Origin of the sequence: Pseudactinotalea sp. Z1732, assembly GCF_049724975.1 — a bacterium.
Taxonomy (GTDB): Bacteria; Actinomycetota; Actinomycetes; order Actinomycetales; family Beutenbergiaceae; genus CALKWS01.
In genome coordinates this window covers 1-15,554 of sequence record NZ_JBMPQC010000025.1, presented here as the reverse complement: position 1 = coordinate 15,554, position 15,554 = coordinate 1, and the positions used below count along the sequence as shown (strand labels likewise).

At 65.3% G+C, this 15,554-nt stretch carries 10 protein-coding genes; all 10 read left to right on the top strand.

The window, feature by feature from the left end:
• Positions 1-131: 131 nt before the first annotated feature.
• The 10 genes from ACPL7H_RS18890 (at position 132) to ACPL7H_RS18845 (ending at position 15,452) form a co-directional block, all read left to right on the top strand.
• Complete coding sequence (locus ACPL7H_RS18890; protein WP_424798290.1) at positions 132-1,433, top strand: ABC transporter substrate-binding protein; 1,302 nt, start codon at positions 132-134, stop codon at positions 1,431-1,433.
• Positions 1,433-2,413 carry a carbohydrate ABC transporter permease gene (locus ACPL7H_RS18885; RefSeq protein WP_424798289.1) on the top strand — a complete coding sequence of 327 codons (981 nt, stop codon included), beginning with the start codon at positions 1,433-1,435 and terminating at the stop codon, positions 2,411-2,413. The genes ACPL7H_RS18890 and ACPL7H_RS18885 overlap by 1 nt, the downstream gene beginning before the upstream one ends.
• Before the next feature lie 15 nt (positions 2,414-2,428).
• On the top strand, positions 2,429-3,316 hold the full coding sequence (locus tag ACPL7H_RS18880; RefSeq protein ID WP_424798288.1) for a carbohydrate ABC transporter permease: 888 nt from the start codon (positions 2,429-2,431) through the stop codon (positions 3,314-3,316).
• A gap of 12 nt (positions 3,317-3,328) precedes the next feature.
• Positions 3,329-4,708 (top strand): sulfatase family protein, encoded by a 1,380-nt coding sequence (locus ACPL7H_RS18875; RefSeq protein WP_424798287.1) that lies wholly within the window; start codon positions 3,329-3,331, stop codon positions 4,706-4,708.
• Positions 4,709-4,800: 92 nt separating this feature from the next.
• Positions 4,801-7,656, top strand: coding sequence for a polysaccharide lyase 8 family protein (locus ACPL7H_RS18870; protein WP_424798286.1), 2,856 nt, complete (start codon positions 4,801-4,803; stop codon positions 7,654-7,656).
• Positions 7,657-7,733: 77 nt separating this feature from the next.
• Positions 7,734-9,227 carry a sulfatase-like hydrolase/transferase gene (locus ACPL7H_RS18865; protein ID WP_424787742.1) on the top strand — a complete coding sequence of 498 codons (1,494 nt, stop codon included), beginning with the start codon at positions 7,734-7,736 and terminating at the stop codon, positions 9,225-9,227.
• Between the two features lie 39 nt (positions 9,228-9,266).
• Positions 9,267-10,199: a formylglycine-generating enzyme family protein gene (locus tag ACPL7H_RS18860; RefSeq protein ID WP_424798285.1), complete on the top strand. Its 933-nt coding sequence runs from the start codon at positions 9,267-9,269 to the stop codon at positions 10,197-10,199.
• A 144-nt stretch (positions 10,200-10,343) separates the two neighbouring features.
• Entirely contained in the window at positions 10,344-13,829 is a 3,486-nt protein-coding gene (locus tag ACPL7H_RS18855) for a hypothetical protein (protein WP_424798284.1), read from the top strand.
• Between the two features lie 53 nt (positions 13,830-13,882).
• Positions 13,883-14,977, top strand: a complete 1,095-nt coding sequence (locus ACPL7H_RS18850) for a substrate-binding domain-containing protein (protein ID WP_424798283.1) — start codon at positions 13,883-13,885, stop codon at positions 14,975-14,977.
• Positions 14,978-15,182: 205 nt separating this feature from the next.
• Positions 15,183-15,452, top strand: coding sequence for a hypothetical protein (locus ACPL7H_RS18845; protein WP_424798282.1), 270 nt, complete (start codon positions 15,183-15,185; stop codon positions 15,450-15,452).
• The last annotated feature ends 102 nt before the right edge of the window (positions 15,453-15,554 follow it).

Below are 15,554 nucleotides of genomic sequence, written 5' to 3'. Positions count from 1 at the left end.
TCCACAGACACGCGATGGGCGCATCTACACTCCTCTCTAAGTCACTCTTGACGATCGCTGGAGTCTTACGCCATCGTGAGCACTTAGACAGCGAATAGATACCTCAGTCAGTTCTAAAGAAAGGTGCAATGATGCAGCACTCTCATTCCCGGCGCGTCGCAGTGGTCGGGGCTCTCGGGGCGGTTGCTCTGGTGCTGGCGGCATGCTCCGGAAGCAGCGCCGATGGCGAAGATGGCGAATCCACCGAGTTCACGTACTGGTCGACCTGGAACGAGGGCGAAGCTCAGCAGGAGGTCATGGCCCAGGCGATCGAGGACTTCACCGAGGAGACCGGCATCGAGGTCAACGTCCAGTGGCAGGGCCGGGACAACGTCCAACGACTCGTCCCCGCACTCAACACTGCCGAGGTACCGGACCTCGTCGACCAGTCCTATGTCAACACCTATGGCAGCGTCGTGTCGGCCGGACAGGTACAGGGGCTCTCGACAGCGTGGAACGCCGACATCAATGGCGAGACATTGGCTGACATCGTCCCGTCGCAGTACTTGGAGTACATCGACATTCAACTCGATGACGGTGAGTACTGGATGGTCCCCTACCAGTTGACCTCCGACGCCATCTGGTTCGACGCTGCGGCCCACCCGGATCTGGTGGACAACGCTCCACAGTCGTGGGACGAGTTCATCGACCTGCTGGATGATCTCCAGGCAGACGGACACACGCCGATCGCCTTGGACGGGGACATCCCGGGCTACAACGTGTACTGGTTCAAAACCCTCTTGCTGCGGGAGTTGGGTCCGGGGGCTCTGTATGAGTTGGCCTCGGACGAGACCGGTGCCGCCTGGGATGACCCAGCGGTGCTCGAAGCGGCGCAGCGGGTCCAAGAACTCGTCGAAGGCGGCTACTTCATCGACGGCTTCCAAGGGAGTCAGTTCCCGGAGCAACAGCAACAGTGGGCATCGGGTAACGCTGCATTGCTCTTCATGGGTTCGTGGGCGGCAGCAGAGACGACTCCGTACGCGGCCGATGGCTTCGAGTACTCGTCCTTCCCGTTCCCTGCCGGCACCCATGACAGTGCCCGGGTGGACTTCACCGGGTTCGTGGTTCCGGCAACGGCGGACAACGGTGAGGCGGCGCAGGAATTCGCGGCATTCTTCCTGCAGGAGGAGTACCAGACGATGCTCGGTGAGGGGGCTGGGCTACTGCCCGTCCGGCAGGACGTGGACGTCAACCCCGTTCTTGACACGGTGATGGAGCGACTGTCCACCGCCGAGTCCTTCCACCAGCAGAACGATGGTGTGGCCTTCCCCGGCTACAACGACACCGTCTTCTGGGCCATCAACGACGATCTCGTGCTGGGCAACCTGACGGCAGAGGAGTTCGTCGAAGAAGCCAAGGAAGCCACGATCTCCTACTGGGAGGACCAAGCCTGATGAGTGCTCTGCTCGCACGCGAGCAGGACCTCCGGCCGGCCGGTCCGGGGCACGCCCCGACCGGCCGGTCCGGCAAGACCAGCCAGCGCTCACCCCTGGATCGCCAACGACGCAAGTTGTTCGTGCCGTTCGTGATGCCTGCGCTGCTGTTCTACGTCGTCCTCTTCGTCGTCCCGATCCTTGCTGCGGCGTGGATCAGCCTGCACAACTGGGCCGGTGCCGGGGAGATGGAGTGGGTCGGACTGCGCAACTACGCCCGGCTGGTACGCAACGACCTCTTCCTCCAGTCCTTCCTCAATACCCTGTTGATCCTGTTCATCGTCGGCACGACGATCTTCGTGGTTGCTTTCGCCCTGACGCTGGTGCTGCGGGATATGGCGGGCAAGAGGACCGCCAGGAACGTGCTCTTCTTCCCTCACCTGATCAACGCGCTGGTCTTCGGTGCGCTGGCGGGCTTCGCGTTCAACCCCAACGGGCTCGTGAACACCTTCCTGCGGGCTATCGGTGTGTCCGATCCACCGCTGTGGCTCGCGCGGGACAACCTCTTCGGCCTCGTGATGGCGATCCTGGCCTGGGCGAGCGTGGGGTACTACACCACGATCCTGATGGCCGGTGTGGACCGGATCCCGGAGTACTTCTTCGAAGACGCCGCACTAGCCGGAGCCAGCGCGTTCCAGCGGCTGCGATACGTGATCCTGCCGCTCACGTGGGACGTCTTCGCTGTCTGTGCCGTGCTCTGGACGATCACCTCGGTGAAGATCTTCGAACTCGTCTGGATCTTCGGTGGCACCACCGGCGTGGGTCTACCGCCGCAGGAGATCTGGACATCCGCGGTGTACACCTACATCATGGCCTTCTCCGGGCAGTCGATCCCCTCGTTCGGAATGGCCAGCGCCTCGGCCATGCTGGCACTGCTCCTCGTGGCCGTGCTCATCGTCCTGCTGCGTCGGGTCACCCGGCGCGAAGCCCTTGAGTTCTGAGATGGGGATTTCATCATGACAAGTGCTACCCAGGTCCCCACTCGTAAGCGTAAGAGCGGACTGCGGCGAGCGGCGGAGACCGGACCGCTCCGCAAAATCGGCATCACCCTGACCTGGTTGTTCGTGGCCTTCAACATCGCACTGCTCGCCTGGGTTGTCCTGCAGGGATTCCGCGACACTCGGGAGATCTTCGCCAATCCCTGGGGCTTGCCCGACAACTGGACGTTCGACAACTTCCTCACCGCCTGGAATGCCGGGAACTTCGGTACCGCGGCGTTCAACAGCGTGGTCCTGACTGTGGGCGCCTCAGTGGCAATCGTGGCCCTCGCGGCACCGGCTGCCTACTATCTGTCCCGCCAGGAGACCCGGCTGAGCCGTTCGGTGACCCTGCTGTTCATCCTCGGGCTCGGGGTCCCGGTCCAGGTGATCATCGTGCCGTTGTTCGTGATGCTCGCCCGGGTGGGCCTGACCAACAGCATCTTCGGCCTCGGGCTGGTGTATATGGGCGTGTCGATGCCCTTCACCGTATTCCTGCTCACTGCGTTCTTCCGCTCCCTGCCCGGTGAACTGGAGGAGGCTGCGGCGCTGGACGGGAGCACGCCGGGGCGCACGTTCTGGACCATCATGCTGCCGCTGGCGAAGGGCGGGCTCCTAACCGCTTTCGTGTTGCAGTTGATTTCGAACTGGAACGAGACGGTCCTTGCCCTCGTACTGCTGCAAACCACGGACAAGTACACCCTGCCGATCGCCTTGATCAACTTCGTGCAACGTCAGACCTACAGCGGCGCCGACTGGGGTGGTTTGTTTGCCGGCTTGGTTCTGGTGATCATTCCGGTGCTGGCGGTTTACCTATGGCTGGGGCGGAGACTCACCGAGGGACTCACCCTGGGCATGGGTAAGTAGCGCCGTCCGCCGATGACGACTCCGCCCGAAGGAACCCCCGCTCCGGCCATGAGCGACCGGCCGAACATCCTGCTGATCATGGCCGACCAGATGGCCGCGCACATGATGAGCAATGCCGGTAACCCGGACCTCTCCACCCCGGCGCTGGATCGACTAGCGACCGAGGGCACCAGGATGGACCGCGCCTACGTCACGTTCCCGTTATGTGTCCCGGCCCGCACCTCCCTGCTCACCGGGCAGTACCCGCACACGCTGGGAGTGACGTCGAACGACGTGACCAGCGACGTGCTCGGCCCGGACTCGCTCGGCCACTTGCTGGAAGGCAGCGGGTACCAATGCGCCTATGCGGGCAAGTGGCATGCGGTGCAGCCGAGCGCCGAACCGGGGGACGGATTCGAGCCGATCAAGGACTTCGGAGATCGCGGCCTCACCGAGGCGGTGGACCGGTTCCTGACCACCGGTCGCGACCCGGACCGCCCCTTCTTCCTGGTGGCCTCCTTCGACGATCCGCACACCATCTGCGAGTACGCCCGCGATCAGCCGCTCTACTACGGGGACACCCCGGCCGCCCCGCTGAGGGAGACCCCGAACCTACCGCCGAACTTCGGCCGCCAGCCGTTCGAACCCCAAGCCCTGCGCCAGGAGCAGCACGACCAAGCCAAGGTTTACGGGACAAGCGATTACACCCCTGAGGACTGGCGCCACTACCGGTATGCCTACGCCCGCCTGGTGGAGCGCATGGACGCACGCGTTGGTGAGTTGCTGGACATGCTCGACCGGGCAGGCCTGGCACAGGACACCGTGGTGATCTTCACCAGCGATCATGGCGACGGCGATGCGAGCCATGCGTGGAACCAGAAGACGGCGTTGTACGAGGAGATCGTGCGCGTGCCGTTCCTGGTGCGCTGGCCCGGGAAAGTCGCCGCCGGGCGGGTCGACGCCGACACGCTGGTGTCGGTGTGCCTGGACATGCTGCCGACACTCGCCCAGATAGCCCAGGTGCGGCCTGAGCCGGACCTCCCCGGGCAGAACCTGCTACCGGTGCTTCGTGACGGGGAAGTCCTGGACCGGGAACGCCTGGTCGTGCAGACGAGTTTCCCTACTGCCGCAGCCCCCGTCACCCGCGGACGCGCCGTCGTCGAACATCGCTACAAGTACGTGGTGTACAGCTGGGGGCAGCACCGGGAACAGTTACACGATCTGCATGCTGACCCTGGTGAGATGACCAACCTTGCGGTGGAGTCCCGGCACCATGCCGAGTTGGAGCGGCTACGCGGCGCGCTGCTCGACTGGGCCCGCTCCACATCCGATTTCCAGATGCTCAAACGGCTCGCACTCCCCCAGGACACCCCCGAGCAGGTAGTCGAGGAGATCTATGCCACGCCCTACTGACCCGGACAGGAAGGAGTGGCACAGCGCATATTGACGACCCAGTGAATCGAATCATCTTCAGTAATAGTTTCGTCCACGATCAAGGAGGATCCATGGAAATCACACGTCGAACAGCACTCAAGGGTGCCGGTGCCATGGGATTAGCGGCAATGTTCACCCATACGTTCCACGGTGCAGCGCTCGCCGCTCCTGAAATGAGCACCGCTGAGTTCGAGGAACTACGGCAACGTTGGGTCGACCAATTGACCGGTCGCCTCGAAGTCAATAGCAACGACTCTGCATTCGGCCCCGCCCTGGCTGCCCTGGACCAGGACGCACGGAGCGCGATCGAACTGATCTCGACGGAAGTCGACGACGGGCCAGGCTCCGAATACGACCTCCTGACCAACCCAGACTTCAGTGACGTCGGTAGCGACGGGTTCCCGGTCGCCTGGACTCCCTGGAACCCGGCAGGAGCAGCCCACGCCACCGTCGAGCAGGGTGTAGGCCCAGATGGCGACGCTGCACTGGCGATCACCTCGGAGTCCGGAGCGGATGCCCGGCTGGCTTTCACTCAACGCCTGCCGATCCCACCCGGTGCACCGCGTGAGTTCACCGTGACCGCCCAGGTCAAGGGAACCGGACTATCCGGCGGATTCAGCATGCTCAGGGTGCAGGCCTTCGACGCCGAGGGCTCGGTAGTAGTGCCGATCGGGTCCGGACCGTACCTGCGAGGAACATTCGACTGGCAGTCCTATGAAAGAAGGGTCGAGTTACCACCCGAGGCAGTCGAGTTGTCCGTCGGCGTCATGCTGGACCGGACGGAGGGCACGATCTGGTTCGCCGACATTCAGGTGAACGATGGTGCTGACGCCCGCACCTTCGTCGACCTCCCTTTCCTGCCCGAAGGAAACGAAGGCAACATTGTCACAACCTTCCGTCGCATCCAGGCGATCGCCACCGCCTGGGCCACCCCGGGTTCGGACTACTTCGAGGATGAGAGCGCACTTGAGACCGCATTGGGCGCACTCCGGCGCACGAATGTGCTCACCTACAACCCCAGCACTGCCGAGTACGGCAACTGGTGGGCGTGGGAGTCGGGATCCGCCCGGTCGCTCGCAGACAGTATGGCTCTGCTGGCGGACCACATCGAGCCGGAGCACTTCGAGGATTATGCCGATGCCATAGACTTCTACGTTTCCGACCCCTGGTACCAGTTCCCGGAGGATTCGCCACGCCGTGCTCTCTCGGAGGGCGCGAATCGCGTGGACCTGTGCCAGGCGGTGATCATCCGGTCGATCGCCGGAGCCGACGCCGACCGGCTCGCCCATGCGGTGGCCGGACTGAGCGATGTTTGGCAAATCGTCGAATCTGGGAATGGGTTCTATTACGACGGTTCGTTCATCCAGCATTCGACGGTCCCGTACACCGGGACTTATGGATTGGTCTTGCTCCGTGCGCTGTCCCGGCTCTTCGCCCTGCTTGCCGACACGAGCCACGACATCGACGATCCGAGCCACCAGATCCTGCTGGACTCGGTCGAGGGATCGTTCGCACCCGTGATCTACCGGGCCCAGATGATGGATCCGGTGCGCGGCCGGGCCATCTCCCGAGAGCATGAACGCAGCATCGACAACGGATTCATGGCAATCGAGGCCATCGCGACCCTCGCGCAATCAGTGGAAGCGGCCACTGCCCGGCAGTGGCGTGGACGCTGTCTGCACTGGCTGGAGACCAACGACTACCGGTCGATCTACGACGGCGCCTCAGTTCCCCAGGTGGCCATCATCAAGGAACTCGAGGCCTCCGGCGCCGAGCCAGTTCCGGATCCTTTGGGTCCGACACTGTTCGCCCGGATGGACCGGCTCGTGTACCGGGGAGAGGACTGGGCCACCGCGATCGCGATGTGCTCCGATCGCATTGCGTGGTACGAGTGCGGGAACGGTGAGAACGAGTTCGGATTCAAGACCTCCAACGGGATGACATATCTGTACCTGCCTGATGACATCGCGCACTACGACGACGAGTACTGGCCGACCAGCGACCTGATGGCTCCGGCAGGCACCACGGTTGACACCACCGAGTTGCCCGCCCGGACCGAAGGCCAATGGGGTTTGAGTACGCCCGATAACGAGTGGACCGGTGGCGCGGCTCTCAATGACATTGCTCTCGCCGGACAGCACCTCATCGGTCCCGGCGGGACGGGCCTGAACGCGCGCAAGACCTGGCTCTGCCTGCCGGACATGATTATCGCCCTGGGCAGCGACGTCGTCACAGGTTCCGGGAATGAGGTCAAGACGGTCATCGAACACCGCAATCTGGGCGAGGATCACCGCCGTCTGGTCGTCGATGGTGTGGAAGTCACGGCGGCGACCGAGGTCGGCGACCCGACCTGGGCGCACGTGGAGGGGGTGGCTGGTTACCTGCTGCTTGACGTACCCCAGTTGCGTGCTTCGGTGCGCGAGCGATCCGGTAGTTGGTCGAGGAACCACACCGCCGGTTCGAGTACTGAACACACCCGGGTGTATGCCACCTTGGAGTCGGTCCACGCACCGGATCGCACCACCTACGCCTACGCGGTATTGCCGGGGGTGAGCGCGAATCGCACCCAGGCGCGCTCGCACAATCCCGGGATCGAACTCCTCGCCAACGACGCGGATGTCCAGGCCGTCCGGATCGGGCACGTTCAAGCCGCGAACTTCTGGGGACCGGGGCGAGGTGGAGAGATCTCCTGCGACCAGCCTGCCTCGGTCCTGGCTGAGATCAATCCGGGCCGCGGCCGTGTTTCGATCAGCGATCCGACCCACCAGGCCGACACCGTCGAAGTGTTCCTGCACGGGAACCAGCCCCGTCGGCTCGCCGGGCAGTCGGAACGGGTACAACTCCATCCCGAAGACAGCGGCCTGCGGATCGTCGTGGACACCGCCGGACTCGGTGGTGTGCCGGTGACCTTCGAGCTGAGACGGTGAACGACGGCTGGGCCCTCCCCTCAGCGGGAGGGCCCAGCGATGGTCCACTGCCCACCACGAAAGCACGAGAGGGATCGATGCGCAGTCCTCGCAACCAGCCAACCGGCGGGGCTCAACCCCGCAACATCCTTTTCCTGATGACCGACCAGCACCGGCTGGACACACTCGGCTTCTACGAGGGCACGCCGGCGTACACTCCAGTGCTGGACGACCTCGCCGAGGTCAGCACCGTGTTCACCTCCGCGTACACCCCCAGCGCGATCTGCACGCCGGCCCGGGCGAGTCTGGTCACCGGCCTGCACCCCTTCGAGCACGGCCTCCTGGCGAACTACGAGTGGAACTCCGGGCATCGCGAGGAACTACCCACCGATCACGCGGTCTTCTCCCACCAACTGCGTGCCCAGGGTTACAACGTCGGGCATGTGGGCAAGTGGCACGTGGGCCGCCGCCGGGGTCCGGCCGAGCACGGGTTCGACGGGGATCACATCGCCGGAGCGCTGAACGACTACACCAATCCCGGCTACCTGGCGTGGCTGGAACGCCACGGTCACCCGCCGGTGGAACTCACCGAGCAGATCCACACCAGGCTGCCGGACGGCAGCCAGGGCCATCTCCTCGCCTCGCGGCTGCGCCAACCCACCGAGGCGACGTTCGAGCAGTACCTGGCGGACCTGACGATCGAGAGAATCGGCACCTACGCAGCCGAGGGGAAGCCCTTCTACCTCAACTGTCACTTCTTCGGTCCGCATCTTCCCTATCTGCTGCCCGATGAGTGGTTCGACCTGATCGACCCGGACCAGATCGAACTGCCGGCATCGATGGCGGAGACCTTCGCTGACAAGCCCGAGATCCAATGCACGTACTCCCAGTACTGGGGTGCCGACGGTTTCGACGCCGTGCGATGGCGCAAGCTCATCGCGATCTACCGCGGTTACGTCGCCCTGATCGACCACCAGGTGGGCCGGATCCTCGCAGCACTCCAAGACCACGGGCTGCAGGAAGACACGGTGGTGTGCTTTACCGCCGACCATGGCGAGTTCACCGGTGCCCACCGGTTGAACGACAAAGGCCCGGCGATGTATGACGACATCTACCGCATCCCCGCCCTGGTGCATAACCCAGGGGTGCGGGGAGCCCGGTGCGACGATTTCGTTTCGCTACTGGACTTTCACGCCACCATCCTGGACGTCGCCGGGATTGACACCGCTGCCAGCAGAGGAACCAGTTTGCTGGACCCCTCAGCGCTGCACGAGCGCCGGGAGATCGTCGCGGAGTTCCACGGCCACCACTTCGGTTATTCCCAGCGGATGCTGCGGGACCGGCGCTTCAAACTGATCGTCAACCCCGAGGGCACCGACGAACTCTACGACCTGCAGTCCGACCCGCATGAGTTGCGCAATGTCGTGGCCGTGCCCGCGTACGGCAATGTGGTGACCGATCTGCGACGGCGGTTGTACCGCATCCTGTGCGAGCGTGGTGACCGCTTCGCCCAGTGGATGGCCATGATGTCCGGAATCCCCGAGGTCGACCGGATTCGACCCGAGACCGCCGTGGAGTCCCACGTACAGTAGAGGTGCTCCGCCCCAGAGGCATCCGCACGGGAGGTTCAGTTGACAGGTCCCGGTGACCGCAGCACCGGCGCGACACCGGTGCGGCTCCACACCTCGAAGGAGCGTTCCCGACCGGAGCACAACGCTAACGAAGCGCGCAAGATCCGGCGCGACCTCGTCGACCTGCCCGGCGGTGTCTTCGCGATGGGGAGCGAGGATCCCGATGCCCACCCCGCCGACGGCGAGGGGCCGGTCCGCACGGTCGAGGTCGAACCGTTCCTGATCGGATCCACCACCGTCACCAATGCCCAGTACGAACGCTTCGTGAAGTCCACGGGATACCGCACCCAGGCGGAGGAGTTCGGCTGGAGCTTCGTCTTCCACCTCTTCGTGCGTGACATCGACCCCCGCATGGTACGCGGCGTGGCCGCAGGTACCCCGTGGTGGGTCGGAATCGATGGCGCCGACTGGCGCCATCCGGAAGGTCCGGGTTCCTCACTGAAAGATCGCCGCGACCACCCCGTGGTGCATGTGTCATGGCATGATGCGCAGTCCTACTGTGCGTGGTCCGGCACCCGCCTTCCGGACGAAGCCGAATGGGAGTATGCCGCCCGTGGTGGGCTCCTACGACGGCGGTACGCCTGGGGCGACGAACTCACCCCGGGTGGCAGACACATGTGCAATATCTGGCAGGGCGACTTTCCCCGCCACAACACCGCGGACGACGGGTACGTGGGCACCGCCCCGGCGAGGTCCTTCCCGGCCAACGGGTACGGGCTGTTCAATGTAGCGGGCAACGTCTGGGAGTGGACAGTGAGCCCATGGGCCCAGTCCCCGGGCCGATCCACGCCGGATGTGTGGACCATCCGCGGTGGTTCCTACCTGTGCCATGACTCCTACTGCAACAGGTACCGGGTGGCCGCCCGGACGTTGAACGCCGGTGACTCCTCCTCCGGCAATACCGGCTTCCGAATCGCCGCCGACGCCCGCTGAGTGATCCAGCGCCACCGTGCCGAGATGCGACGCCGGATGTGCGACTGTGTGCGACTCCGTGCTTCTTCATCCGGCCCTGCCTACTGTGTGACCCACGACACCGCGCTGCAGGCCGATGTACCGCATGGACCAGTAAGGACGCTGATGCGACCCGATCGCGACACCACCACCCACTCCCGGTTCCGCTACGCGGCATTGGCCGCCGCCGTGGCGGTGGTCATCGGACTGGGGGCATCCACCCCGGCCGTGGCCGCCGTCCCCGAACTGACCAACCCCACGTTCGCCGATACCAACGGCGATGGCCACCCCGACGGGTGGGGCACCTGGAACCCTGCGGGCGCAGCCACCGTCGAGGCCGTGCCGGATGCCGGCCCCGAGGACGGGCCTGCTGTCTCGATCACCTCCGAGTCCGGGCCCGACGCCCGCCTGGCCCTGACGCAGCGGATCACGGTCACCCCCCAGACACCACGTGAACTGACCGTGACCGCCCAGGTCAAGGGTGAGGAACTCTCCGGGGGCTTCAGCATGCTGCGTGTGCAGGCCTTCGATGAAGACGGCGTCGCCGTCGTGCCCGCACGGCCCGGCCCCTACCTGACAGGCACCTTCGACTGGCGCACCTACGAGTCCCGCATCGAACTGCCCGCGGAAGCGGTGCAACTGGCCGTGGAACCGATGCTGGACCGCGCCAGCGGAACAATCTGGTTCGCCGACGTACGGATCGCCGAAACCGTCGACCAGGCGACCTTGACCGCCTCGGCCACGTCAGCCGGCCCGGTTCATCTGTTCTGGGAACTGACCGAGGACGACGACGATGCTCACGCGTATCGTGTCTACCGCACCGAGGGGAGCGAGGCGCCGGAGCCGTCCGAGGAAACCTTCGTGCGCGAAGCCCACGCCCTGACGACCGCGGACACTGGGGCCGAACCCGGCACCACCTACACCTACGTCGTCGTCGCCCACGCCGCCGATGGTTCCGTGATCACCACCACTCCCCCGGCCACCACCACGACGCCGGAGACGTTCGAGCGCGAGCAGGTCATCTCCACCCTGACCGCACTGGAGACCGAGGACGGTGCCAGGGTGGCCTGGTCCCTGCCCGATGATGCCTCAGCGGAGGGCCTCGCCTTGGCCACCGAGAACGGACGTGAGTCGGTGTCTGGCCAGCAGGGGGCCGTCGTGGTCGACGCCGCACCCGGCGAGCGGGTACGACTGCTCGCCGGCGACAGTGAGATCGCTACCGCCACGGTTGGTGCTGCCGAGCACCCAAGGTCGATCAGCGAGGACGCGATCGACCGAGTCCGCGCGCACCTGGACGCCGAGCAACCCACCGTCACCGGTGCATGGAACAACCTCATGACCCGCCTGGACGCTGGCGATGACGGCCCCTACAACCGCCCCGACGGCAGCGCAGGCCTCTACCGCGGCCGGGACGCCGCGTTCGCCTACCTGGTCACCGGCGACGAGCAGTGGGCACAGGTCGCCTTCGACGCGGTGATGAGCGCAGCCGACTTCGTCGTCGCCCGCGATGTCAACATGGGCCTGGAACTGGGCCGGGCGAACTTGTCGTTGGCGCCGGTCTACGACTGGGCCTACAACGGATGGGACACCGACCAGCGCGCCCAGGTACGGAACCTCATGACCCGGTCGGTCGACCTACTCTCCACCTATCACCACGACGCCCTGTTCGACACAGAGAAGACCAGCAACTGGGTCGGGGTGACCCGCGCGCCCGAACTGCAGGTTCTCCTCGCCGCGCGCGGAGATGGCGACTTCGGGATGTATGACGACCGGATCGCCTATGTCACCGACCAGGTCGCACAGCACTTGGACCAGGGATACACCGACCACGGGTACACCCAGGAAGGCTGGGACTACCTGCACTACACCGGCCTGTACATGCTTCCCTCGATCTACTTCGCCCAGAGCGCCGGTCTCCAGGTGCTCGACGCGCACGTCGAGCGGCCGCAATGGTGGAACCTGGCGCTCCACGTTGCCTCCTCCCGCCCGGACGGCGATGTCGCCCAGTTCGGTGTCTCCGGTCCGAACGGGCAGGTGTCGGGGCTCTTCCCCCTGTTGTTCCCGCTCACGCCGGAGGGCGCGCTCCCCGGGCTGCGCCACACCTATGACCACGTCCAGGGAACCGAGCATCCCCGGCCGCAGTTCGACCACCTGCACTCGATGTGGACGATGCTGTACTACCCCACCGAGGTCAGCAGCGACCCGGCGCAGATCAGCGCGCCGGAGGCGTTCACAGCGATCCTGGACGATGAGCCGGGGTTCTACGCCTTCCGCTCCGGGTACGCCGACACCTCTGATGCGATCATCGCCACCTCCAACCGGAACACTCAGCACCGCGGCTGGTCGGCCGCGGAGACGTTCTCCCTGTCCTGGATGGGGCACGGGACCACCTGGGCGACACTCGGAGCCCGCGCGGCCACGGAACCGAACCTGTGGAGCAAGCCACTGGTGGACGGGGAGTTGGAACCGTACCGTAATCAGTACGAGACACTCACCGGTGACGGCGTCACGCTGGAGTCGGTCGGTTACGCCGATCAGGGTGGCGGATATCTGCACCTGGACGGATCCGGAAACTTCGGCGTCAACCTGGCCGAGCGGCAGCAGGTCGTGGATCTCGCGCCCGGGCACGACGCCGATGCGATCGTGGTCATACGGGACCGGTTCGCCGACGATCAGTCACGGACGTGGGATTGGCAGTTGCGCCCCGAGCAGGGCGTGCGAATCGAGACCGCAACCGATCCCGGCAGCGGATCACCCGACTTCACCTTCAACGACGACGAGGGAGCGGCGCTGAGCGGATTCGTCCTGGGTCCGGACGCTCCCGACATCGTGATCGATGATGGGACCCTACGGATCTCCACCGAAGGCGAGTCGGCCGACTTCCGGATCGTGCTGGCCACATCCGCCTCCGGACAGTTGAGCCTGACCGACGCCGACGACGGCACGGTGGTCCTGGACGGCAGGGTAATCGACTTCGACACCCTCGACACCGGTACGGCCCTGCCCACCGAGGACAGCGACGACGGCGCCACCAGTGCCCCGGGCGTGGGCGTCCTGGGGACCACCCAGGGACGAGCCCATGGCCTGCGGGACGGGTACTTCGATGTGTCCGTGAACATGTGGTGGGGCGAGAATGCGGGCACCTTCCGGTTGTACGAGAACGATGAACTGATCGCTACCGAATCCCTGGAGATGGACAGCCCGAACGCTCAGAACGCAGAGGTGAGGATCCAGGGCCGCCCGAACGGCGACTACATCTACACCGGTGAACTCGAGAACTCCGCCGGCACCACCGCCACCCGACCCGTGACCGTAACCGTGCGGGACGCCGAGCCAGGAGTTCCGCAACTCAGCCACGACAACTGGAGCCGCTCGCCCGCTTTCACGGTTGATCTGAATATGTGGTGGGGCACGAACGCCACGGAGTATGTCCTCTACGAGGACGATGCGGAGATCGCCCGGGGAGCACTGGAGGCCAACACACCACAGGCGCAGCAGGTTCAGATCGCGGTCACCGATCGCGATCCGGGTACTTACTCCTATCGAGCCGAACTGATCAACGAGTTCGGCTCTACCACCGGCCGAACGATCACGGTGCGGGTCGATTCCTGAGCACGCCGAGCGGCGCCTTGTGCGGCGCGGCACGGATCATTGAAGATGATCTGATGATCCCGGCGGAGCGTCGCAACCATATCCTGCGGGAACTCCGGCTACACCGTGCGGTCCGCGTCGGAGAGTTAGCCCAGAAGTTCGGTGTCGCGGCCATGACCATCCGCCGCGACTTGGAACTGCTGGAGGCCGACGCACACCTCCAACGGGTGCATGGCGGCGCAGTCCCCCTCCGCCCACCTCAGGGCAGGACGAGCCGCCAGGGCACACCACCACTGGCGACCGTGGGTTTGGTGGTCCCGTCCCGGAACTACTATTTCCCCGAGATCATCCGAGGAGCTCACGTCGCCGCCGGCGAGTCGGGGGTGCGTCTGATCCTGGCTATCTCCGGGTACTCCCGCGAGGTGGAGCAGCAGCAGATCAGGCGCCTGGCGGCCACCGGAGTCGATGCGTTGCTGGTCACGCCGGCGGACACCGTGGCGGCGGATCCATCCACGTACCGACTCCTCAGTTCCCTTCCTGTCCCGGTGATCATCGTGGAGCGATCGCTGGACCGTGCCGATCCGGGCATGCCCCTGAGTTCGGTCCGGAGCGACCAGCGGCACGGCGCTGAGCTCGCCGTCCGGGAACTGGTAGAGCGTCACCATGACCGGTTCCTGCTGGCCTGGCGGGCCAGCCCCACCGCCGAGGCGGTCCGCGCCGGGGTGCGCCGCGCGGTGCGGGCCCTGCGGCCGCGCGGGCATCTCGCTGAGGTACAGATCCTGCTGGCTGGCGCCGACCCGGCCAAGGCCCTGCTTCGAGCGGGCGAGGTTCTAGACGCCGCGGTGGACCTGAACATCGGTGCGCTCTTGATGTTGCCGGACGAAGCCGTCATAGCTCTGCTTGAAGTAGCGCAGGACCGCGGCATCCAGATCCCCCAGGACCTGGAGATCATCGCCTTCGACGATGAAGTCTCCGCGCTGGCGCCCGTTCCGGTCACCGCAGTCTCACCGCCCAAGTTCGCGGTCGGGCACACCGCGCTGACCTCCTGCCTCGCGCACCTGAACACGCCAACCCCTGCAGGTCCGCAGCGCACCGCGCTGCTACCCACCCTCAGGGAGCGAATGTCCACCCAGCCCCTGGCTCAGCCCCGTCCACGGACCGTCCACTAGGACCTCGGGGAGGGTGCCGTGACGACCGCGACGCTGCGCCTGTCCTTGCACGACGTCATCTACGAGGCCGCTGAGCACGTCAGGCCTGGCCTTGTCTGGCGAATGATCCGGAGCCAGGTTTCGTACTTGCACTTCACGCGGAGCGTCAACCCGCCCCCACTCCCCCGGGATGCGTACCCCCAACTGAGCTGTGACGATCGGAGGCATGACGCAGTCGAAGAACCAGAACGTCTTCGTCCTCGGCCTGGACGAGCCGAACCTCGAGGTCCTGCACGCCGTGCCCGGATCGGAGGACCTCACCTTCCACTACCTCCTCACCCCGGCGGAGTTGCAGGAGGGTCAGGTCAGCATCCCTGATCTGCTGGACCGTGCGGAGGCACAACTGGAGGCCTTCCCCGGCTCCGTCGATGCGATCGTGACCTACTGGGACTTCCCGGCCAGGATGATGGTGGCTCTTCCACTTTCAGCGTGGTGAGGGGTGTTCACGCCGCCTTTGGTGACGTCGTGTAGGCCATTATGCGGCAGCGGTAGTTGTCATGATTGCGATACCCGCGTCCGATGCGTTTGAAGGTCTTGG